Origin of the sequence: Bradyrhizobium sp. Ash2021, from assembly GCF_031202265.1 — a bacterium.
In the GTDB taxonomy this organism is placed as follows: Bacteria; Pseudomonadota; Alphaproteobacteria; order Rhizobiales; family Xanthobacteraceae; genus Bradyrhizobium.
Genome location: NZ_CP100604.1, coordinates 567,813 through 589,418 on the forward strand (window position 1 = coordinate 567,813; position 21,606 = coordinate 589,418).

18 protein-coding genes are annotated in these 21,606 nt (G+C 62.5%); 10 read left to right on the plus strand and 8 right to left on the minus strand.

What is annotated here, in order from left to right; translation table 11 throughout:
• Positions 1-125: 125 nt before the first annotated feature.
• The 5 genes from NL528_RS02770 to fahA all read left to right on the plus strand — a co-directional run bounded on the left by NL528_RS02770 (position 126) and on the right by fahA (position 5,751).
• A complete protein-coding gene (locus NL528_RS02770) occupies positions 126-1,739 on the plus strand; it encodes an FAD-dependent oxidoreductase (RefSeq protein ID WP_309181203.1) in 1,614 nt (537 codons plus the stop codon).
• Positions 1,740-1,748: 9 nt separating this feature from the next.
• Positions 1,749-1,976, plus strand: a complete 228-nt coding sequence (locus NL528_RS02775; RefSeq protein WP_074271788.1) for a DUF2783 domain-containing protein — start codon at positions 1,749-1,751, stop codon at positions 1,974-1,976.
• Positions 1,977-2,010: 34 nt separating this feature from the next.
• Entirely contained in the window at positions 2,011-2,979 is a 969-nt protein-coding gene (locus NL528_RS02780; RefSeq protein WP_309181204.1) for an MBL fold metallo-hydrolase, read from the plus strand.
• Between the two features lie 2 nt (positions 2,980-2,981).
• The gene (gene hmgA / locus NL528_RS02785) at positions 2,982-4,328 is read left to right on the plus strand and encodes a homogentisate 1,2-dioxygenase (RefSeq protein ID WP_309181205.1); all 1,347 of its coding nucleotides are present in this window, start codon (positions 2,982-2,984) and stop codon (positions 4,326-4,328) included.
• A 151-nt stretch (positions 4,329-4,479) separates the two neighbouring features.
• Positions 4,480-5,751, plus strand: coding sequence for a fumarylacetoacetase (gene fahA / locus NL528_RS02790; RefSeq protein WP_309181206.1), 1,272 nt, complete (start codon positions 4,480-4,482; stop codon positions 5,749-5,751).
• A gap of 103 nt (positions 5,752-5,854) precedes the next feature.
• Here the strand turns inward: fahA and NL528_RS02795 are convergent, their stop codons facing one another.
• Positions 5,855-6,166, minus strand: a complete 312-nt coding sequence (locus NL528_RS02795; protein ID WP_309181207.1) for a DUF1272 domain-containing protein — start codon at positions 6,164-6,166, stop codon at positions 5,855-5,857.
• 94 nt (positions 6,167-6,260) lie between these two features.
• Complete coding sequence (locus NL528_RS02800) at positions 6,261-6,737, minus strand: Lrp/AsnC family transcriptional regulator (RefSeq protein WP_309181208.1); 477 nt, start codon at positions 6,735-6,737, stop codon at positions 6,261-6,263.
• 121 nt (positions 6,738-6,858) lie between these two features.
• Here NL528_RS02800 and hppD point away from each other — a divergent pair, with 121 nt between their 5' ends.
• The gene (gene hppD / locus NL528_RS02805) at positions 6,859-7,977 is read left to right on the plus strand and encodes a 4-hydroxyphenylpyruvate dioxygenase (RefSeq protein ID WP_309181209.1); all 1,119 of its coding nucleotides are present in this window, start codon (positions 6,859-6,861) and stop codon (positions 7,975-7,977) included.
• A 122-nt stretch (positions 7,978-8,099) separates the two neighbouring features.
• On the opposite strand, the gene NL528_RS02810 is transcribed toward hppD, so the two are convergent.
• The 5 genes from NL528_RS02810 to NL528_RS02830 form a co-directional block, all read right to left on the minus strand.
• Positions 8,100-9,212: a CaiB/BaiF CoA-transferase family protein gene (locus NL528_RS02810; protein WP_309181210.1), complete on the minus strand. Its 1,113-nt coding sequence runs from the start codon at positions 9,210-9,212 to the stop codon at positions 8,100-8,102.
• Between the two features lie 25 nt (positions 9,213-9,237).
• Positions 9,238-10,554: an LLM class flavin-dependent oxidoreductase gene (locus tag NL528_RS02815; RefSeq protein ID WP_309181211.1), complete on the minus strand. Its 1,317-nt coding sequence runs from the start codon at positions 10,552-10,554 to the stop codon at positions 9,238-9,240.
• A gap of 247 nt (positions 10,555-10,801) precedes the next feature.
• Entirely contained in the window at positions 10,802-11,602 is an 801-nt protein-coding gene (locus NL528_RS02820; protein WP_309181212.1) for a xanthine dehydrogenase family protein subunit M, read from the minus strand.
• A gap of 14 nt (positions 11,603-11,616) precedes the next feature.
• Entirely contained in the window at positions 11,617-13,956 is a 2,340-nt protein-coding gene (locus NL528_RS02825) for a xanthine dehydrogenase family protein molybdopterin-binding subunit (protein ID WP_309181213.1), read from the minus strand.
• An 87-nt stretch (positions 13,957-14,043) separates the two neighbouring features.
• Entirely contained in the window at positions 14,044-14,529 is a 486-nt protein-coding gene (locus NL528_RS02830; RefSeq protein ID WP_309181214.1) for a 2Fe-2S iron-sulfur cluster-binding protein, read from the minus strand.
• Between the two features lie 334 nt (positions 14,530-14,863).
• On the opposite strand from NL528_RS02830, the gene NL528_RS02835 reads away from it, so the two are divergent.
• The gene (locus NL528_RS02835; RefSeq protein ID WP_309181215.1) at positions 14,864-16,897 is read left to right on the plus strand and encodes a HAMP domain-containing methyl-accepting chemotaxis protein; all 2,034 of its coding nucleotides are present in this window, start codon (positions 14,864-14,866) and stop codon (positions 16,895-16,897) included.
• A gap of 142 nt (positions 16,898-17,039) precedes the next feature.
• Here NL528_RS02835 and NL528_RS02840 read toward each other — a convergent pair whose 3' ends face one another.
• A complete protein-coding gene (locus tag NL528_RS02840) occupies positions 17,040-17,369 on the minus strand; it encodes a DUF3175 domain-containing protein (RefSeq protein ID WP_309181216.1) in 330 nt (109 codons plus the stop codon).
• A gap of 183 nt (positions 17,370-17,552) precedes the next feature.
• Between NL528_RS02840 and NL528_RS02845 the strand changes: the two genes are divergently transcribed.
• The 3 genes from NL528_RS02845 (at position 17,553) to NL528_RS02855 (ending at position 21,548) form a co-directional block, all read left to right on the plus strand.
• The gene (locus tag NL528_RS02845) at positions 17,553-19,040 is read left to right on the plus strand and encodes an MFS transporter (RefSeq protein ID WP_309181217.1); all 1,488 of its coding nucleotides are present in this window, start codon (positions 17,553-17,555) and stop codon (positions 19,038-19,040) included.
• Between the two features lie 6 nt (positions 19,041-19,046).
• Positions 19,047-19,883 carry a trehalose-phosphatase gene (gene otsB, locus NL528_RS02850; protein WP_309181218.1) on the plus strand — a complete coding sequence of 279 codons (837 nt, stop codon included), beginning with the start codon at positions 19,047-19,049 and terminating at the stop codon, positions 19,881-19,883.
• Between the two features lie 204 nt (positions 19,884-20,087).
• Positions 20,088-21,548, plus strand: a complete 1,461-nt coding sequence (locus NL528_RS02855) for a trehalose-6-phosphate synthase (protein ID WP_309181219.1) — start codon at positions 20,088-20,090, stop codon at positions 21,546-21,548.
• Positions 21,549-21,606 lie beyond the last annotated feature (58 nt).

Consider the following 21,606-nt stretch of genomic DNA (forward strand, 5'->3'; position numbering starts at 1 on the left):
GAAGACGTCTTTGCCAAAAATCGCTCCAATTTGAGTTGACGCCGGGGCTCGCAGCGGGTTTAAGATAGTTGCAGATGCGACTAATTTAGCAAGTTCGCACGCCCTTGGCTAGTCGCAAGGTGACCATGGCGCAGACCAAGACCCAGTTCGGTTATCGCCGCCACCCCGATCAGGATCGGGCGGGCGGCAATGCTGCGGAATATCCCGTCGTCGTGGTCGGCGCCGGACCGGTCGGGCTGTCGCTGGCGATCGACCTGGCGCAGCGTGGCCAAAGCGTGGTGCTGCTCGACGACGCCGACCGGATCGGCGAGGGCTCGCGAGCGATCTGCTTTTCCAAACGCTCGCTGGAGTTCTGGGACCGGCTCGGCATTGGCCAGCGCATGGTCGACAAGGGCGTGGTGTGGAGCGTCGGCAAGATCTTTCACGGCGCGTCGCAGCTTTACCAGTTCAATCTGTTGCCGGAGCAGGGCCACAAGCGGCCGGCCTTCATCAACCTGCAGCAATTCTATGCCGAGGCCTATCTGGTCGATCGCGTCGGGGAGCTTGCTGCCATCGACCTGCGCTGGCGCAACAAGGTGGTCGGGCTCGAGCAGCGCAATGACCATGCGGTTTTGAAGGTCGAGACGCCGGATGGGCCTTACAAGCTGCACGCCAGGTTCGTCGTCGCCTGCGACGGCGCCCGCTCGTCGCTGCGAAAGATGGTGGGTGCGGAATTCACCGGCCAGGTGTTCGAGGACCAGTTTTTGATCGCCGACGTCAAGATGACGGCGGAATTTCCGACCGAACGCTGGTTCTGGTTCGACCCGCCGTTCCATGCCGGCCGCTCGGCGCTCCTGCACAAGCAGCCCGACGACATCTGGCGCATCGACCTGCAGCTCAGCCGGTTTGCGGATCCCGCGTCCGAAAAACAGCCGGAGAACGTGCGGCCGCGGATCGCGCGCATGCTGGGCCATGACAAGTTCGATTTCGAATGGATCTCGCTGTACAAATTCCAGTGCCGGCGGATGGACAAGTTCATCCATGGCCGGGTGATTTTTGCCGGCGATGCCGCCCATCAGGTTTCGCCGTTCGGCGCGCGCGGCGCCAATTCGGGCCTCGAGGACGCCGAGAACATCGCCTGGAAACTCGATCGCGTCTTGCGCAGACGGTCGCCGGAGGCGCTGCTGCAGAGCTATCACGCCGAGCGCAGCGCCGCGGCGGATGAAAACATCCGGGAGTCGACTCGCTCGACCGATTTCATGGCGCCCGCCTCCCATCAGGAGGCGCGGCTGCGCAAGGCCGTGCTGTCGCTGGCAAAGGAAACCGAATTCGGCAAGCGCATGGTCAATGGCGGGCGGCTGTCGGTGCCTTCGATCTATGACTCGCCGCTGTCGACCGCCGACCATGACATTTGGCGCGGCGGCCCGCGGCCCGGCGCGTCGATGCTGGACGCACCGATCGCCGAACGATCCGGCGATTCGACGTTCCTGACCGAAGCCTTCATCAAGCAGGGAACGCGGTTCACGCTGCTGGAATTCGGCAATGGTGCGGCCGCGGATCCGCCGGAGAGCCTGGGCGTGATCCGCATCGGCGGCGACGATGGCTTTGTCGATTCCTCCGGTCTTGCCGGTGCGCGGTACGATGCCGAGCCCGGTACGGCCTATCTGCTGCGGCCCGACGGCTATGTCGCGGCGCGCTTCCGGCATCCGACGCGACCTGTACTCGATGCCGCACTGGCGCGTGCTTCCGGGTTGAATTGAGGTTTTGCCATGGCGCTGTCCACCAGTTCGAATTTCGCCAAGCCGGACGACGCCTTTCGCGCCATCGTCGAGGCGCATCGCGGATTGAGCGACGCGCAAAGCGCCGATCTCGATGCGGCGCTGGTGCTGGTGCTCGCCAACCACATCGGCGATCTCGACGTGCTGAATGAGGCGATTGTGCTCGCCAAGCGGCGGATGCTGGATGACAGTCAGCAGCAACAACAGCAACAACAATAGATCACGGTCTTTAACGAAGTCAGGAATGGATTTGATGGCCAAAGGTACTGCCAAGGGTTTCGCGTCGACGACCGACATGGCGGAGAAGAAGATCACCTTCTCCGAGATCGGCACCGATCTCTATGCGTTTACCGCCGAAGGCGATCCCAATTCCGCTGTGATCGTCGGCGACGACGGCTGCCTGGTGTTCGACGCGCAGGCGACGCCCGCGATGGCCCATAAGGTGATCGAGCGGGTCCGCACCGTCACCGACAAGCCGATCAAATATGTGGTGCTGTCGCATTATCACGCTGTGCGCGTGCTCGGGGCTTCCGCCTACAAGGCGCAGGCGGTGATCGCCTCTCAAGAGACCTATCGGCTGGTCGCAGAGCGCGGCCAGCAGGACTGGGATTCCGAATACGGCCGCTTCCCGCGCCTGTTCCAGGACGCCCAGAGCATTCCTGGCCTGACCTGGCCGACGCTGACCTTCGAAGGCGAGATGTCGATCTATCTGGGGAAACGCGAGGTGCGGCTGATGCAACTCGGCGCCGGTCACACGTCAGGCGATATCGTCGCCTGGGTGCCGGACGCCGAGGTGATGTTCTCCGGCGATCTGATCGAATATCATTCGGCGTGCTATTGCGGCGACGCGCATTTGCGCGAATGGCCGGCGACGCTGAACGAAATTCGCGCCTTCAATCCCAAGGCGATCGCGCCGGGCCGTGGCGACGCGCTGAAAGGTCTTTCGACCGGCCGCGACGCGATCGCGATGACGCGCGATTTCGTCACCTCGCTCTATGGCGCGGCCGAAACATCGGTCGCCAGGGGCCGCAACCTCAAGGAATCGATGGCGGCGACGCGCGAGGTGATGGACCCGAAATTTTCCAGCTTCGCGATCTACGAACATTGTCTGCCGTTCAACGTCTCGCGCGCGTTCGACGAGGCCTCGGGAATCGACGATCCCGTAATCTGGACCGACCAGCGCGACCAGGAAATGTGGGCCGCCCTGCAAGGAGGAGGATGACCATGAATATCAACACCTCGCCTGACGCGATCAATCGCAACGCCGTCAGCGTCACGCCGGGCTACATGTCCGGCTTCGGCAACAGCTTTGAAACCGAGGCGCTGCCGGGCGCGCTGCCGAGGGGGCGCAATTCACCACAGCGCTGCGCCTACGGGCTCTATGCCGAGCAGCTCTCGGGCTCGCCATTCACGGCGCCGCGTGGCGCCAATGAGCGCTCGTGGCTGTATCGCATCCGGCCGTCGGTGAGGCATTCCGGGCGCTTTGCGAAGGTCGACGCCGGGCTTTGGCGCACCGCGCCATGCCTTGAATACGATTTACCGATCGCGCAGCTCCGCTGGGATCCGGCGCCGATCCCGAAAGAGGATCAGACGTTCCTGCAGGGCGTGCAGACCATGACCACCGCAGGCGACGCCAACACCCAGGCCGGCATGGCCGCGCACGTCTATCTGATCACGAAATCGATGGTCGATCAGCATTTCTACAATGCCGATGGTGAGATGATGTTCGTAGCCCAGCAGGGCAATTTGCGCTTCGTCACCGAGTTCGGCCGGATTGATATCGAGCCCGGCGAGATTGCGGTGATCCCTCGCGGCGTCAAGTTCCGCGTCGAGGTTCCTTCGGGTCCCGCGCGCGGCTACGCTTGCGAGAATTACGGCGGCGCCTTCACGCTGCCGGAACGCGGGCCGATCGGCGCCAATTGCCTGGCCAATTCCCGCGACTTCCTCACGCCCGTCGCGGCCTATGAAGACAAGGACACGCCGACCGAACTGTTCGTGAAATGGGGCGGCGCGCTGTTCAAGACGACGCTCCCGCATTCGCCGATCGATGTGGTGGCGTGGCACGGCAATTACGCGCCCTACAAATACGATTTGCGCACCTTCTCGCCGGTCGGCGCCGTCGGCTTCGACCATCCCGATCCCTCGATCTTCACCGTGCTGACCGCGCCCTCGGAAACGCCGGGCACCGCGAATATCGATTTTGTGATCTTTCCGGAGCGCTGGATGGTGGCGGAAAACACCTTCCGTCCGCCCTGGTATCACATGAACATCATGTCGGAGTTCATGGGGCTGATCTACGGCGTCTACGACGCCAAGCCGCAGGGCTTTACCCCCGGCGGCATCAGCCTGCACAACATGATGCTGCCGCACGGCCCGGATCGCGACGCCTTCAATCACGCCAGTAATTCGGAGCTGAAGCCGGTCAAGCTGACCGGCACCATGGCGTTCATGTTCGAGACGCGATACCCGCAGCGCGTCACCGCGCATGCGGCGAAGTCGTCGACCCTGCAGGACGATTACGCCGATTGCTGGAACGGGCTGGAAAAGCGCTTCGATCCGAATAAGCCGTAGGCATCGTTCTCTCCGTCATTCCGGGGCGCGCGAAGCGCGAGCCCGGAATCCATAACCACGATCGTGAGTATGGATTCCGGGCCTGCGCCAAGGGGCGCATCCCGGAATGACGAGGGATAAACTTCGTCGAGAATTCAGCAGGAATAGAATTGTGCCCCACCCCAACGATCCCACCCTCCGCTCCTTCATAACAGTCGATCCCACCTCGGACTTCTCGATCCAGAACCTCCCTTACGGCGTGTTCTCGGCAAAAGACGGTCTTGCCCCCAGCGTCGGCGTTGCGATCGGCGATTACGTGCTCGATCTCTGGGAGCTGGAGCAGGACTCCAGGCTGGATGTCGGCCCGCTTGGCGTGTTCTCGGCGCCATCACTCAATCCCTTCATGGCGCTGGGGCCGAAGGTATGGTCGCGCACCCGTGCGCGGATCAGCGAACTCTTGCTCCACGACAATCCGGAACTGCGCGACAATGATGAGCTTCGCCGGCGCGCGCTGGTGCCGATGGCGGATGTGAAACTGCATCTGCCGATCGCGGTCGCCGGCTACACCGATTTCTATTCGTCGAAGGAGCACGCCACCAATGTCGGCGTCATGTTCCGCGGCAAGGACAATGCGCTGCAGCCGAACTGGCTGCACATGCCTATCGGCTACAACGGCCGCGCCTCGACCGTTGTGGTCAGCGGCACCAGCGTGCGCCGTCCGCGCGGGCAGTTGAAGCCGCCGACCGCCGATGTCCCGAGCTTTGGGCCGTGCAAGCGGCTCGATTTCGAGCTCGAGATAGGCGTGGTGGTCGGGCAGCCGTCGCCGATCGGCGAGATGCTGACCGAGAAGCAGGCCGAACAGATGATCTTCGGCTTCGTGATCCTGAACGACTGGAGCGCGCGCGACATCCAGCAGTGGGAATATGTCCCGCTGGGACCGTTCCAGGCCAAAGCCTTTGCGACCTCGATCAGCCCGTGGATCGTGACCCGCGAGGCGCTGGAGCCGTTCCGTATGCGAGGTCCGGCGCAGGATCCGGTGCCGCTGCCCTATCTGCGGCAGGCGCAGCCGAACAACTACGACATGCGGCTCGATGTGGCCCTGCGCGCGGCGCCGATGAAAGTGGCCGCCAATATCTCAAGCACCAATTTCAAATACATGTACTGGTCGTCGGTGCAGCAGCTCGTGCACCACGCCTCGTCCGGCTGCGCCATGAATGTCGGCGATCTCTTAGGCAGCGGCACCATCTCCGGCCCGGAAAAGAACCAGCGCGGCAGCCTGCTGGAAATCAGCTGGAACGGCACCGAGCCGCTCGAACTGCCCGGCGGCGTCAAGCGCACTTTTCTCGAAGACGGCGATTCACTGGTGATGCGCGGCTGGTGCCAGGGCGACGGCTATCGCGTCGGCTTCGGCGAGGTCGAGGGGACGATTTTGGCGGCGGAATGATTCTCTCCGTCATTGCGAGGAGCGTAGCGACGAAGCAATCCATTCTTTTTTCATGCCGTTAGATGGATTGCTTCGCTTCGCTCGCAATGACGGCGGGGAGGGATCACCGCTTCTCCGGCGGAATATCCCGCAGTCTCGCCGAATGCGCGGCGATGTCCTCGAGGCTGTATTTCACATGCACGCGCTTGTCTGACGGCAACTGCTTGGTGGCGCAGACCCCGGGTCGCCACTCCTTTGAAGGCCTGATCGGCCGCGGCACAAAACCGCCGCCGCAGTTCGGGCACACGTTATGAAGCTTGTTTTCGACGCAGTCCGCGCAGAACGTGCATTCGTACGAACAAATCCGCGCCTCCGTCGAATTCGGCGGCAGGTCCTTGTCGCAATATTCGCAGTTCGGTCGAAGTTGCAGCGCCATGGTCGTCTCGCGATTTCTGCCTGGCAACGATCATCGCAAATCGAACGCTTGATTCGAATGACGAATATCCCTCAATTTCGGACGCGCCAGTCCGTTACCGCTGCAATTCCTTCAGCGGCAGCTTTGCGCTCTCCTTCAGCCGGTCCAGTACGATCGACGAGCGCACATGCGCGACGCTCTGGTGCGGCATCAGCACGTTGTTGACGATATCGGACAGGCTCTTGAGGTCGCGCAGCACGGCCTTCAGTAAATAATCGGCGTCACCGGTCAGCGAATAGGCCTCCTGAATGTCGTCGACGCGATTGACCAGCGCGCGGAATTTCTTGGCGTTGTCGGGCGAATGGGTCGCCAGCGTGATGTGAATGAAGGCGATCAGGTTGAAGCCGAGCGCCTCGCTGGCGAGGTCGGCGTGATAACCGGAAATCACCTTGGCTTCCTCCAGCCGCATCCGCCGCCGCGAGCATTGCGACGCCGACAGGCCGACGAGATCGGCCAGTTGCTGGTTGGTCAGCCGGCCGTCGTCCTGCAGCGCGGCCAGCATTTTGAGGTCGAAGGCGTCTACCGGGATCATGCGCGAATTGTCCATTTGATGCACAGAACGTGTATGATTATCTTCCAACACGGGTCCTTTTGCATGCACTTTGCGCCCGGTGTGGCCGAAACTCCGTGCACCAAATCAGGGAGATTCCGCCATGGGTCCATTTCCGCACGACGCGCCGGCCGCCACCATCAGCGCCGACAATCCGATGGGCACCGACGGGTTCGAATTCGTCGAATACGCGCATCCCCGGCCGGAAGAGCTGCACGCGCTGTTCAAGCTGATGGGTTATGTGCCGGTCGCCCGTCACAAGGCCAAGAAGATCACGGTCTATCGTCAGGGCGACATCAATTATCTCGTCAACGAGGAGCCCGGCACCCACGGTTTTGGCTTTGTCGCCGCGCATGGCCCGTGCGCGCCGTCGATGGCGTTTCGCGTGGTAGATGCCAGGCAGGCCTATGAACGCGCACTGTCGCTCGGCGCGGAACCGGCAGACATTTCATCGGCGCAGAAGACGCTCGACGTTCCCGCCATCAAGGGCATTGGCGGCAGCCTGCTCTATTTCGTCGATCGTTACGGCGCCAAGGGTTCGGCCTATGACGCCGAATTCGAATGGCTCGGCGCGCAGAATCCGCGGCCGGTTGGCGCGGGCCTGTTCTATCTCGATCATCTCACCCACAACGTCCATCGTGGCCGCATGGATGTCTGGACCGGGTTCTACGAAAAACTGTTCAATTTCCGCCAGATCCGTTTCTTCGATATCGAGGGGCGTGCTTCTGGTCTGTTCTCGCGGGCGTTGACCAGCCCCGACGGCAAGATCCGGATCCCGATCAACGAGGACGCCGGCGATTCCGGCCAGATCGAGGAATATCTCCACATCTATCGTGGCGAGGGCATCCAGCACATCGCCTGCGGCGCGCGGGATATTTACGCGACGGTCGAAGATTTGCGCGACGCCGGCCTGCCGTTCATGCCGCCGCCACCCGAAACCTATTTTGAAAAGATCGATGCGCGCTTGCCCGAACACGGCGAGGATGTCGCGCGCCTGAAGCGCGATGGCATTTTGATCGACGGCGAAGGCGTCGTCGATGGCGGCCACACCAAGGTCCTGTTGCAGATATTTTCGGCGAATGCGATCGGGCCGATCTTCTTCGAATTCATCCAGCGCAAGGGCGACGATGGCTTTGGCGAAGGCAATTTCAAGGCGCTGTTCGAATCGATCGAGGAGGATCAGATTCGCAGAGGTGTGCTGAAGGTGGAAAACGCGGCGTAGTCTCAATTACTTTCGTCATTCCGGGATGCGCCTTTTGGCGCAGGCCCGGAATCCGTACTCACGGATCGTGGTTATGGATTCCGGGCTCGTGCTTCGCACGCCCCGGAATGACGGAGAGTTTGTTACCTCCCCGCCTTCCACTCTTTCGTCAATTCGCCGATATCCGCCGTCTCCGCATCCCGTATCGCCGATGGTGTCCGCGAAAAGCGCGGTGCCGGTGCCGGCTGCGTCACGCCGTGGCGCTCGACGAAAATTTTTCGCGCGGCGTTGTGCGGATGCTTGGGCGCCTCCGCCATGGTCAGGATCGGCGCGAAGCAGATGTCGGTGCCTTCCATGATCTTGCACCAGTCCTCGCGGGTCTGGCTCTTGAAGACCTTGGTCAGCTTATCCTTCAGCGCCGGCCAGGCCTTGCGGTCCATCTGGGCGTCGAAATCGGCGTCGGTAAGGCCGGCATGCTGGCGCAGGAGCGCGTAGAACTGCGGCTCGATCGAGCCGATCGAGATGAAATTGCCGCAGGAGCATTCATAGATGCCGTAGAAATGCGCGCCGCCGTCGAGGAAGTTCTGCTCGCGGCCTTCGACCCAGCGGCCGATCGCCGTCATGTCGAAGAACATCGACATCAGCGACGCCGCGCCATCGCACATCGCGGCATCGACCACCTGGCCCTTGCCGGATTTCGACGCCTCCAAAAGTGCTGCGAGCACGCCGACCACGAGATAAAGCGCGCCTCCGCCGAAATCGCCGACCAGGTTGAGTGGCGGCACCGGTTTCTCCCTGGTGCCGATCGCGGCAAGTGCGCCGGTGACCGAGATGTAGTTGATGTCGTGGCCGGCGGCCTGCGCCAGCGGGCCTTCCTGGCCCCAGCCGGTCATGCGGCCGAACACGAGGCGCGGATTGCGCGCCAGAACCACGTCGGGCCCGAGGCCCAATCGCTCCATCACGCCCGGGCGAAAGCCCTCGATCAGCGCGTCAGCGTTGGCGAGCAGGCCGAGCACCTGCGCGATCGCGGCCTTGTCCTTCAGATCAATCTCGACGACTTTGCGGCCGCGGCCGGCGACCGATTTCAGGTTCTTCTTGGCGCCGACGCGGTCGAGCGTCACCACCTCCGCGCCCATATCGGCCAGCATCATGCAGGCGAACGGCCCGGGACCAATGCCGGCGAATTCGACAATGCGGAAGCCGGCGAGCGGGCCGGAGGTGCGAACTGCGGACTGGGGGGCTGGTTTATCGAGCACGTTGTTTTTCCATTTATGGTGAAATCTAGGAGCTGACCGGCGTCTTGCTGCCGTGGCGGGCGGGATCGCTGAGCGTCACCTTGGCCGCGTCGGCCCATAATTTGGCGTTCTGCTTCTGGCGCTCGGTGCCGGTGCCTTCCTCCGCGACCTTGCGGCCGAGTGCGACGTAGACCGGGATTTCCTCGTCGCGCATCGGCGTCATGGCCTTTTTGCGCGCCATCGCCTTTTCAATGTAGGGCGCGAGCTCAGCCTGCTTCTGCTGTTCGCGCTCGATCTCGCGCGCCCGGAATTCCGGCATCACGTTTTTGGCGAACAGTTCGAGCGCCTCGCAGATATGCTCGTGCTGGTTACGGCCGCCCTGCTGGATGAACACGGTTTGGTCGACGCCCGACTCCTCGAAATGCCGCAGATGCGTGCGCAACTGGTCCGGCGTGCCGATACCGTGATCGGCGCCAGCCGGCGGCAATGCATGGCGCGCCTTCTCGAAATTAGCCCAGATGTCGGTACGGCCCGGCCTGTGCTCGCCAAAGATATAGTGATGGGCGAGGCCATAGCGGAAGAAGCGCAGTCCATCTTCGCCGCGGCGGCGCGATTCCATCTCGTCGGCATGCAGCGAGAAGCCAGTCACCATCGCGACATTGGGATTGACCGCATGCCCGATCGGCACGCACTCCTCTTTGAAGATTCGGTAGTAATCATCGACCCATTGCCGCGCCTCGCGCGGATCGACAAAGGCAAAAGTCAGCGCGCCGATGCCGTGCCGCGCCGCCAGCTTGATGGTTTCGCGGTTGGAGCAGGCGACCCACAGCGGCGGATGCGGCGTCTGCACGGGCTTGGGCACCACATTGCGGCAGGGCATTTCAAAGAATTCGCCCTTGAAGCCGGGATAGGGGTCCATCACCATCATGTTGGTGCATTGCTCGACGGCTTCCGTCCACATCCGCCGCTTCTCGACCGGATCGAAGCCGACATTGAAGCCGCCGAGCTCCATCAGCGACGCGCTCTCCCCGGTGCCGAATTCGACGCGGCCGTTGGAAACGAGATCGAGGGTGGCGATACGCTCGGCGACGCGCGCGGGGTGATTATATTTCGGCGGCATCAGGCAGATGCCATGGCCCAAGCGAATCCGCTTGGTTCGTTGCGAGCAGGCGGCGAGGAAAATCTCGGGCGCGGAGGAATGCGAATATTCCTCGAGGAAATGGTGCTCGACCTCCCAGGCGTAATCGATGCCGAGCTTGTCGGCCAACTCGACCTGGTCGAGCGCCTCCTGGAACAGCTTGTGCTCGGCGCCGTCGTTCCACGGCCGCGGCAATTGGTGCTCGTAGAAAATGCCGAACTTCATGGGCGCTCCCGGGAGAGGTATTTTTAATTAGCTGATTAGCTAAATTGTCTCGCCTTATGGCTGATGTGGCAAGCGGCTTTTGCCGAGAATCCGACCAAATGCAGAGCGGCGCGCATCGCTATGGCGTTCTTGAGCGAAGTGGGCGCCGGTTCGCGTGAGGAAAACGCGTCAAAACAAAGACGCGAGCCCGGTTCGTCAGAACCGGGCTCGCAGGCGCCGCTTGCATAGGTTTTGTGTTTAGACGCTATCAGCCCGCGGCGGTCACCGCGCGCTGCGCCATCACCTTGATCAGATTGGCGCGATAGTCCGATGAGCCGTGGATATCGCTCATCAGCCCGTCAGCGGAAATATTGACGCCGTCGAGGGCGGCCGCCGACCAATTGGCCTTCAGCGCCGCCTCAATCGCAGGCACCCGCATCACGCCATTCTGGGAGGCGCCGGTGGCGGCGACACGGACATCGCCCGCCTTGGTCTTGACCACGAACACGCCGGTCAGTGCAAAGCGCGACGCCGGATGCGGGAATTTTGAATATCCCGCCTTGGCCGGAATCGGGAACGACACGGCGGTAATGATTTCTCCGTCGGCCAATGCGGTCGAGAACAGGCCCTTGAAGAAATCCTCCGCCGAGATCGAACGCTTGTTGGTCTTGACGGTGGCGCCGAGCGCGAGCACGGCGGCGGGATAGTCCGCGGCCGGATCGTTGTTGGCGATCGAGCCGCCGATGGTGCCGCGATGGCGCACCGCGGGATCGCCGATCAACGTGGCGAGATAGGCGAGCGCGGGAATCGCCTTTTGCGCCGGGCCGCTCTGGGCCACGTCGTTGTGCGTGGTCGCGGCCTTGATCGTCACGGCATCGGATGACACGTCGACGCCGATCAGGTCCTTGATCTTGCCGAGATCGATCACGTCGGATGGCGCCGCCAACCGCTGCTTCATCACGGGGATCAGGGTGTGGCCGCCGGCGAGATATTTTGCTTCCGAGCCCTTGGCGAACAGCGCGGCCGCTTCTTCAACCGAGGAGGGGCGATGATAAGTGGTCTCGTACATGGTTTTGCTCCCTCTCAGCCGTGAATGGCATGCCAGACGCGATCGGGCGTCGCCGGCATTTCCAGTTTGTTGTTGCCGATCGCGTCCGTGATCGCGTTGATCACGGCCGCCGATGCGCCGATCGCGCCGGCCTCGCCGCAGCCTTTGACGCCGAGCGGATTGCCCGGGCACAGCGTCGTGGTGTGGTTCAGTTTGAACGACGGCAGGTCGTCGGCGCGCGGCATGGTGTAATCCATGAACGACGCCGTCACGAGCTGGCCGCTATCGTCGTAAACCGCCCCTTCGAGCAGTGCCTGGCCGATGCCCTGGGCGAGACCGCCATGGACCTGGCCTTCGACGATCATCGGGTTGATCAGCCGCCCGAAATCATCCGCCGCGACGAAATTGACGAAGGAGGTCTTGCCGGTCGCGGAATCGACTTCGAGTTCGCAGATATAGGCGCCGGCCGGGAAGGTGAAGTTGGTCGGGTCGTAGAACGCGCCTTCCTTCAGGCCCGGCTCCATGCCGTCGGGCAGATTGTGCGCGGTATAGGCGGCGAGCGCCACCATCGGCAGCGCGATCGACTTGTCGGTGCCGGCGACCTTGAACATGCCGCCCTCGATGACGATGTCGTTCTCGGACGCCTCGAGCTGATGCGCGGCGATTTTCTTGGCCTTGGCCTCGACCTTCTCCATCGCCTTCAGGATCGCCGTCAAACCGACGGCGGCCGAACGGGATCCATAGGTGCCCATGCCGAACTGCACCTTGTCGGTGTCGCCATGAACGATCTGGACCTGGCTGATGGGAACACCGAGGCGCTCCGCGACCAATTGGCAGAAGGTCGTTTCATGCCCCTGGCCGTGGCTGTGCGACCCGGTCAGGATCTCGATGGTGCCGACCGGATTGACGCGGACTTCCGCGGATTCCCACAAGCCGACGCCGGCGCCGAGGCTGCCGACCGCTTTCGAAGGTGCGATGCCGCAGGCCTCGATGTAGCAGGACAGGCCGAGGCCGCGCAGCTTGCCTTCGGACTTGGCTTTCGCCTTGCGGGCCGGGAAGCCGGCGTAATCGATCGCCTTCATCGCAACATCGAGTGAGGCGCCGAAATCGCCGATGTCATAGGCCATGATCACCGGCGTCTGATGCGGGAAGGTGGTGATAAAATTCTTGCGGCGCAATTCCGCCGGATCGACCTTCAATTGCCGCGCCGCGGTCTCCAGCAGCCGCTCCACCACGAAACTGGCTTCGGGCCGGCCCGCGCCGCGATAGGCGTCGACCGGGGTGGTGTTGGTGTAAACGCTGATCACCTCGGCGAAGATGTTGGGGATGTTGTACTGACCCGACAGCAGCGTCGCATAGAGATAGGTCGGCACCGAGGAGGAGAACAGCGACATATAGGCGCCGAGATTGGCGTAGGTCTTGACCCGCAACCCCGTGATCTTGTTGCCGGCGTCGAGCGCGAGCTCAGCCTTGGTCAGGTGATCGCGGCCATGGGCGTCGGTCAGGAAGGCCTCGGAACGATCGCCGGTCCATTTCACCGGGCGCCCCACCTTCTTGGAGGCCCATAGCGCCACCATTTCCTCGGGATAGATGAAGATCTTCGAGCCGAAGCCGCCGCCGACATCGGGCGCCACCACCCGCAGCTTGTGCTCGGGTGCGATATTGTAGAAGGCCGACAGCACCAGACGCGCGACGTGCGGATTCTGCGACGTCGTGTACAGCGTGAAATGCTCTTCGGCCTCGTTGTAGTCGCCGATCGCCGCGCGCGGCTCCATCGCATTCGGCACCAGCCGGTTGTTGGTGATGTCGAGCGAGACCACGTTGGCGGCCGATTTGAACGCCGCGTCGGTTGCGGCCTCGTCGCCGATGGTCCAGTCGTAGATCACGTTGCCGGGGGCCTCGGGGTGAAGCTGCGGCGCGCCGGGCTTGATCGCCGCGCTAATGTTGGCGGCGGCCGGCAGTTCCTCGTAGTCGACGACGACGGCTTCGGCGGCGTCCTTGGCCTGGTTCTTGGTCTCGGCGATCACCACCGCGACCGCCTGTCCGACAAAGCGCACCGTCTCCGGCGCCATCGCCGGCCACGCGCCCATCTTCATCGGGGTGCCGTCCTTGGAGGTAATGGCCCAGCCGCAAATCAGATTGCCGACCTTGTCGTCGACGATCTGCTGGCCGGTGAGCACGGCAACCACGCCGGGCATCTTCATCGCCGCCGACGTATCGATGCTCTTGACCTTGGCATGAGCGTGCGGGCTGCGGATGAATTGGGCATGGGTCATGCCCATCAATTTGATGTCGTCGACGTAGCGGCCCTTGCCTGTCGTGAAACGTCGGTCTTCCTTGCGCACAACGCTTGCGCCAATGCCTTCAACGCCCATGTCCTGTCCTCCCAACCGGAGTTATTGTTTCCGCCATTTCCATCGAAACGCGGCGGTCTTGAATTCGGTATTGGTTGCCTGCGGCGGCTATTCCGCCGCCTGCGAGATGTTCATGCGGCCGGCCGCATCGAGCACCGATTTGACGATGTTATGGTAGCCGGTGCAGCGGCAGATATTGCCTTCCAGCTCGTGCCGGACGATCGCCTCGTCGAGCTTGCCGCCGTAGCGGTGCACGATATCGATCGCCGACATGATCATGCCGGGGGTGCAGTAGCCGCATTGCAGGCCATGATTGTCGCGGAAAGCGGCCTGCATCGGATGCAGTTGGTCGCCCTTGGCGATGCCCTCGATGGTGGTGACATTGGAGCCTGCGGCCTGTCCCGCCAGCACGGTGCAGGATTTGACCGCTTTGCCGTCGATATGGACCACACAGGCGCCGCACTGGCTGGTGTCGCAGCCGACATGGGTGCCGGTCAGGTTCAGATTTTCGCGCAAGAGATGGACCAAGAGGGTCCGGTCCTCAACATCGGCCGAGACGGCCTTGCCGTTCACCGTCAGTTTGATTGTAGACACGCGTGATACCTCCCGATGTTTTGTAATTATTCCAATTAGAAACAGGGGCGAGGGAACTTGCAACTAGGATTTTGGCCGCCCGTGTCATTGTGATGACGTGATTGGCACCCGCGAGGTCGCCGGCGCGTCCGTCCTGCCCCTCCGCGGGAGGGGGAGGGTGAAGTCGACTTCGTGTGCAGCTCCCCCTGCGCATTTTGGGCGCCCACAACCCCCGAAACCCACGGTATATTTACGCACCCTTATTCATTCTGCCTTAGTTTTACGCGTCGGATCTGGGGGCCAAGCTTCCGGAATCCGTTGGGTTTTCAGAACGAAGACGGGGGTTGCGGTGGGATTGTCAGGACGTAGCGGGTCGCGATCGATCAAATTCCCAACCCTTCGTTTCCGCACCAAGATCATGCTCGGCTTTGCCGTCACGCTGGCGATTTCGGCCGCCAGCATGGGTTTTGCCTATATGGGCTTCGAGCGGGTGTCCGCGGGCGTGGGGTCCTACCGCCAGAGCGTCGCGGAAGCCGACCTGGCCCGCAACATCGACCGCGAGCTGATCTCGTACCGTTCGCTGGCGCGGTATTATGTCGTCACCGCCAAGGAAGAGGACGGCAAGGCGGCGCTGGCGGCCGAAGCCAGCCTCAGGGACGCCATCATCCAGTCGATGAAGGGCACGACCAACCCGGCGCGGCTCGACCAGATCACCAAACTGGAGCGGGAATTCCGCGCCTTCACCAAGATCTTTGCCGATATCCTCAAGGTGAAGGAAGAGAGCGCGATGATCGCGCAAAACCGCCTCGCCCGCAGCGCCACCTCGCTGCGTTACAAACTCGACGATCTCCCCAGCAATGCCGACGATTCAGAGCTTCAGGCGATTCAGTTCGGCGCCAAGAAAGTGTCCGACCAGCTTCAGGCGGCGACGGCGCTTGCCAATACCTTCGTGATCAATTCCGACAAGGCGGTCGCCGCCGGCGCAATGGCGCGGCTCAAGTTCGTCGAGAACTCGATGCACCCGATCTCGTCCAAGGAAGAAAAGATCGTGCAGGGGTTGAAGGAAGCTTCCGCTCTGCTGGAGGAATACCAGCAAGCGCTTACCAAGCTGATCGAGAATTCCAAAGAGATCGACGAACTAACCATCGAAATGACCGAGTCCGCGGCCGCCATCGACCACGGCTCGGGGGCGATGAAATCGGATCTGTTTGCCGATCAGAAGCGGCTTGAAGCCGAGTCGCATGCAGCCATCGGCGAGACCGAGCAGCTGATCCTGATGCTGGCCGCCGGCGGCTTCCTGCTCGGTGTCGTCTGGGCATTCCTGCTGGGTACGGGAATCTCGCGGCCGATTGCCGCGATGTGCAGGGCGATGCGTGAACTCGCCGGCGGTAATTTCGACGTCGTGCTGCCGGGGCTCGGGCGCAGGGATGAACTTGGCGAAATGGCGGGTGCGGTGGAAGAATTCAAGGTGCAGGCGATCGCGAGGGCGGAGCACGATGCCGCCACGCAGGAGGCGCAGAACAAGGCGGCGAGCGCCGCGCGCCGCACTGAGCTGATTCGTTTTGCCGACGAGTTCGAGTCGGCGGTCGGCGCCATCGTCTCCAACGTCTCGGCCTCCGCGGTGCAACTCGAGGCGGCGGCGGGAACGCTGACGCGGACGGCGGAGACGACCCAGAGCCTGTCGAGCCAGGTTGCGGGCGCCTCGGAAGAAGCCTCCAGCAACATGCAATCAGTGGCGTCGGCGACGGAAGAGCTTTCCGCCTCCGTCGACGAGATCGGACGGCGCGTGAAAGAATCCAGCCAGATCGCAGCGGCCGCCGTGCGTCAGGCCGAGCAGACCGATAGCCGGATCGGCAAATTGTCGCGCGCAGCGCAACAGATCGGCGACGTGGTCAAGCTGATCACGGCGATCGCCGAGCAGACCAATCTGCTGGCGCTGAACGCCACCATTGAAGCCGCCCGCGCCGGCGATGCCGGCCGGGGATTCGCCGTCGTGGCGTCCGAGGTGAAATCGCTGGCGAGCCAGACCGCCAAGGCGACCGACGAGATTTCCAACCATATCTCGGGCATGCAAGGCGCGACGCAGGAATCGGTTGCGGCGATCAAGGAGATCGGCGGCACCATCGGCAAGATTTCGGACATCGCCTCGAACATCGCCAGCGCGGTCGAGCAGCAGAGCTCGGCGACGCAGGAGATCGCGCGCAGCGTCCAGAACGTGGCCCAGGGAACCCAGGAAGCCGCCGCCAGCGTCATGCAGGTCAATCGCGGCGCGACCGAAACCGGCTCGGCGTCGGAAGAAGTGCTGAACTCGGCGCGCACGCTGTCCAGCGAAAGCACGCGCCTTCGCGAAGAGCTCGACCGCTTCATGGCGAACATCAGGGCGGCGTAGTTGTCGTCCCGGCCCATATGCGCAATTGCGTATCAGGAGCCGGGACCCATAACCACCGATGCAATTATTAACCGCGTGCCCTCTACCACGGTCGCGGAGTATGGGTTCCGGCTCAAGGCCGGGACGACGGAGATTTTAATCGTCACTCCCTGCCAAACTGATGTTTCAACGCGACCTTCGCGCGTTCGAGCCGCGCACGTTGCGTCTTCGGCAGCGTCTTGCCAGCGCGGTTGATATAGAAGGTCAGCATCGACAGCGCCGAGCGATAGGCGCCGGCCTTGCGGCGCGAACTCTGCTCCGCCGAACGCTTCAGTGATGCCGCGATCTTCTTCGCGCTCGTCAGCTTGAAGACACCCTGTTTCAGGTCGAGCGCGTCGCTTTCCTGCGTCACGCGCTGCGACCAGCGCTTCGATAACGTCCCGACGCTTGTCGTTTTGCGGCTCGTTTTGGCCTTGTTCCGGCGCTCAGCCATCGTCAACTCCTTTCGTTGTGAGCCCAAAACGACAGTGCTCCGGTTCGGTTCCTGTCCCGCAATGCGGGAACCCCTGCCTCGCCCACGCGTTGTCTGATGTGGCGGGCATTCCGTTTGCCGCAAGTTTGGGAATGGGAACCTTGGGGCGGCGTGTCCCGAGGTGTTTCTCATTGATTTGGTCCGATGGATTTGCAGCTGATACGGCGCAGTTCTGCACTACGTCAGGGTGCTCTCGCCTCCGTGCGGCAGGACAACGACCTCATCATCGAAACCAGCATTCCGGCGCGGCTCGATAATTTGCACTGGAGCGGCTTCCATACCCGCGTGGTGCTGGCGCTCGGGATCACCTGGATTCTGGATGGGCTGGAGGTGACGCTCGCGGGTGCGCTGTCCGGAGCGCTGAAGGAAAGTCCCACGCTTCGCTTTTCGAATTTCGATGTCGGACTTTCCAACAGCGCTTATCTGGCCGGGGCCGTGCTCGGCGCGCTTGGCTTCGGCTGGCTTACCGACCGTATTGGACGCAAGAAGTTATTCTTCATCACGCTCGCGCTCTATCTCACGGCAACCGCCGCGACGGCGCTGTCCTGGAATGTAGCAAGCTATGCGCTGTTTCGGTTTCTGACCGGCGCCGGCATCGGTGGTGAATATACCGCGATCAATTCGACGATCCAGGAACTGGTGCCGGCGCGCTATCGCGGCTGGACCGATCTCGTCATCAACGGCAGTTTCTGGATCGGGGCGGCGATGGGCGCAACCAGCGCCATCGTCCTGCTCGATCCCGCGCTGCTCGGCCCCGATCTCGGCTGGCGGCTGGCCTATTTCACCGGTGCGGCTCTCGGCCTTGTCGTGTTCGTGATGCGGATGTGGATACCGGAAAGCCCGCGCTGGCTGATGATCCACGGGCATCCGGATGAGGCGCACAGGATCGTTGCCGATATCGAGCAATCGGTAGCGGGACATCTGCAAAATCAGGCGCTGCCGAAGATCAAATTGCGGATGCGCCATCATACGCCGCTGCGCGAAGTGGCGCACACGCTGTTTTTCGCTTACCGCCGGCGTTCGCTGGTTGGACTGGTGTTGATGATCGCGCAGGCGTTCTTCTACAATGCGATCTTCTTCACCTTTGCGCTGGTGCTGACCGATTTCTTCGGCATTCAGGCAAGCCATGTCGGCTGGTACATTCTGCCGTTCGCAGCCGGAAACTTCCTGGGCCCGCTGCTGCTGGGCCGGCTGTTCGATACGCTGGGCCGCCGTACGATGATTGTGTTCACCTATGGCGTGTCTGGCGCGCTGCTCGCGTTGTCGGGCTATCTGTTCTCGATCGGCGCCTTGAGCGCGCAGACCCAGACCATCGCATGGATGGTGATTTTCTTCTTCGCATCGCCGGCCGCGAGCGCCGCCTATCTCACCGTCAGCGAAACATTTCCGCTGGAAGTGCGCGCGCTCGCGATTGCGCTGTTCTACGCGGTCGGGACGGGAATTGGCGGCGTCGCCGGTCCGGCGCTGTTCGGCGTGCTGATCGATACCGGATCGCGCAACTCGGTGTTCGCCGGCTACCTCTTTGGGTCGGCCCTGATGGTCATGGCGGCCGTCGTCGCGTGGCGATACGCCATCGCGGCCGAGCGGAAGTCGCTCGAATCAGTCGCACGGCCGCTCGCATTCGTGGAGTAAGATGAGATGAACCAGGATCTTGCCGAAATGCCATTTGAAGATGAACTGTCGCCCGAAGACGAAGCGGCACCGGAAACCGTTCCGGTGCCGCGCTCGCTGGTGCCGCATTTGAGCGAGACCGCCGTGTTGCTCGACATCGATGGCACGCTGCTCGATCTGGCGCCGACCCCGCGTGAAGTCTGGGTGCCGCCGGGCCTGTCGAAAACCCTCAACCGGCTGCTGCAGCGAACGGGCGGTGCGCTCGCGCTCGTCAGCGGCCGTTCGCTGAATGATATCGACCTGATCTTTGCGCCGGATCAGTATCCGGCCGTCGGCGGCCATGGCGCGGAGATGCGCCTCGATCCCGATAGCGAAGCGGTCGGCGCCCACGCGCCGCCGATGGACAAGGAATTGAAACGGCGCCTCGCGGCGATTGCCAAGCTGAGCCCTGGAATATTGCTGGAAGACAAGGGCTATTCGCTCGCGCTGCACTATCGCCTGGCGCCGCATGCGGAAAAGGCGATCTATGAAGCGATATCCCTGATCCGGGCCGATCTGCCGAACGCGCCAATCGAAGTGCTGCCCGGAAAATGCGTCTTCGAGATCAAGCATTCCGGGTTCACCAAGGCGAGCGGCGTGCGGGAATTGATGACGCGCGAACCGTTCAAGGGCAGACGTCCGTTTTTCATCGGCGACGATGTCACCGACGAATCGGTGTTCGCGATCATGCCTGATCTCGATGGTCTCGCCTTTTCCGTCGGCCGCCGCGCGCACGGCGTAGCCGGGCATTTCGATGCACCGAGCGATGTGCGGGAATTTCTCGCGCATCTGCTCGATGATGAAAGGGACGTACCGCTGCCATGATCGGCGCCGGATTTTCCCGCGCGTTGAATCGAATGCGGTTTCTTTGCGTATCGCGCGATGTCTCGCGCAAAATTTTCTTTTTCGTGAGTTCCGGTGAGTTCCCCTCCATCCGGTCCGATTTTGGTTTCAATTCGTTGAAAGGGTGACGCGGAACCATATTGATGAATGGTTGTTAACACGCGCGCCTCAACAGGAGGGGACCCTGTGAACCTCGTCGTCGTTTCAAACCGCGTTTCGCGCGCCAAGGCCAACGAGCCCATGACGGGGGGGCTTGCGGCCGCTTTGCTGCCGGTTGTCGAGGAATCCGGTGCGATCTGGGTCGGTTCCAGCGGACGGGTCCGCGACGGGAACCAGAAGGAACCATTCGCCGAGATTGAAGCCTTGGGCGCCGGTGCGCTGGCGATGCTGGATCTGCCGGCCGCACATTACGGCGGCTATTACGAAGGCTTTGCGAATTCGGCGCTGTGGCCGGCGCTGCACTCCCGCGCCGATCTGATCCACGCCTGCCACGACGACTATCTGTCGTATCGCGAGGTGAACGCCTTCATGGCGCGCGCGCTGTTGCGATTCCAGAAGCCTGACACCGCGTTCTGGGTTCAGGATTATCATTTTCTCGCGCTTGGCGCGGAGCTCCGCGATCTCGGCATCACCCAACCGGTTGGCTTCTTCCTGCATACGCCCTGGCCTGCGCGCGCCGTGATCGGCGGCGTGCCGCATCATCGCGACCTGATCGAAGCGATGCTGGCGTATGATCTGATCGGCTTCCAGACCGAGGAAGACTGCGAGAATTTCCTGGCTTACGTTCAGTGCGATCTTGATCTCGCCGTGCACGACGGTGTCGTCACCTCGCGTCATGGCAAGACGCGCGCCGCGGTATTCCCCATCGGCATCGATCCGGAGAAGTTCGCCCAGCTGGCGGCCAAGGCGTCGACCCATCCGGACGTATCGCGGTTGCGGCGCAGCCTGAATGGCGAGAAGCTTGCGATCGGCGTTGACCGGCTGGACTACTCCAAGGGCCTGGTCAATCGCATCAGGGCATTCGACCGGATGTGGACCTTGCAGCCACAGCTCAAGCGCACGGTGTCTCTGCTGCAGATCGCCACCCCGTCTCGCGGCGCGATCGAGGCTTACGGCAATCTGCAGAGCGAGGTGGCAAAACTCGTCAGCGACGTCAACGGCAACCATGGCGAGGTCGACTGGACGCCGATCCGCTATCTCAACAAGGGCTACGGCCAGGCCGTGCTCGCGGGTCTCTATCGCACGGCGCAGGTCGGCGTGGTGACGCCATTGCAGGACGGCATGAATCTCGTCGCGAAGGAATATGTCGCCGCCCAAAACGCCGCCGATCCCGGCGTGTTGGTGCTGTCGAAATTCGCCGGCGCTGCCAACGAACTCGACACCGCGCTGCTGGTAAATCCCCACGATATCGATGGCATGGCGCGCACCATCGCGATCGCACTCTCGATGCCGCTGACCGAACGGCGGATGCGCTGGGAAGCGATGATGACGAAACTACGCAGCCATACCATCCAGGACTGGTTTGCCGATTTCGTCGACGCGCTGCAGGACACCCAATCCGACAGAAGCGTGATCGGGCCGATCATGGCGGAGCAACCGGCGCTACGGCCGCTTCGTTCGATCAATAGCAACCCGCGATATTACTGAAGCATAACGGTTTTGAGTTGAATCAGCAGGTTTCAGCTCGTCATCCCCAGAGGCTGTG